The following is a 984-nucleotide window of genomic DNA, read 5'->3' as shown; positions in this document are numbered from 1 at the left end:
TGTCCCGCACCGGGTTTGATGGAGACATCGAAACCTGGGAGGAACACCAGCGATGCCCGCACCGAAGAAGTACTCCGACGAGCTGCGTGAGCGTGCGACCCGGTTGGTGGTCGAGGCCCGCCGGGACCCGGCGTCCGCGGTAGGGGCGATCCGGCGGATAGCCGACCAGCTCGGCGTGCACCCCGAGGCGTTGCGTGGGTGGGTGAAGAAGGCCGAGACCGACGCCGGCGACCGTCCGGGCACCACCAGCGGCGACGCGGAACGCCTCGCCGCGTTGGAACGGGAGGTCCGTGAGCTGCGGCGGGCGAACCAGATCCTGAAGTCCGCGGCGAGTTTCTTCGCGGCCGAGCTGGACCGGCCGTCGAGATGAGGGTCGCGTTCGTCGACTCGCAGAAGGCCGAACACGGTGTCCAGCCGGTCCTGCGGGCGCTTGAAGACACGCCCGCCGGGATCGCACCGTCGACCTACTACGCCGCCAAGGCCCGCCCCGCCTCGGCCCGATCGAGGCGCGATGAGGAGCTGACCGCGATGATCGCCCAGGTCCACAAGGCCAACTACGGCGTCTACGGGGCCCGCAAGATCTGGCACGAGCTGCACCGCCAAGGCGTCGACGTGGCCCGGTGCACCGTCGAGCGGCTGATGCGCGAGTCCGGACTCCGTGGGCTGCTACGCGACAGGTCACCGCGCACGACCCGACCGGCCGCCGAGACCAGCCGGCCCGCTGACCTGGTCAACCGTGACTTCACCGCGATACGGCCGAACCAGCTGTGGGTCGCCGACCTGACCTACGTGCGCACCAGCGTGGGCTGGGTGTACGCCGCGTTCGTCCTCGACGTGTACTCCCGGATGATCGTCGGCTGGCAGGTCTCCACGTCGCTCTACACGGATCTGGCGCTCGACGCGCTGAAGATGGCGATCTGGCGCCGCGAGAACCAGGGCGCCGACCTGGGCGGACTCGTCCATCACTCCGACCGGGGAGTCCAG

General features: G+C 69.8%; 2 protein-coding genes. Both read left to right on the top strand.

Translation table 11 applies throughout. The features are described from left to right. Positions 1–52 precede the first annotated feature (52 nt). The gene (locus tag ACFHWU_RS29215; protein ID WP_416592314.1) at positions 53–370 is read left to right on the top strand and encodes a transposase; all 318 of its coding nucleotides are present in this window, start codon (positions 53–55) and stop codon (positions 368–370) included. Further along, on the top strand, positions 367–984 hold a 618-nt coding region (locus tag ACFHWU_RS29210; protein WP_416592313.1), incomplete at its 3' end, for an IS3 family transposase. The genes ACFHWU_RS29215 and ACFHWU_RS29210, both read left to right, overlap by 4 nt.

The organism is Micromonospora sp. LOL_015, from assembly GCF_048060275.1.
Lineage (GTDB): Bacteria > Actinomycetota > Actinomycetes > Mycobacteriales > Micromonosporaceae > Micromonospora_E.
This window is presented reverse-complemented; position numbering and strand designations above follow the sequence as displayed.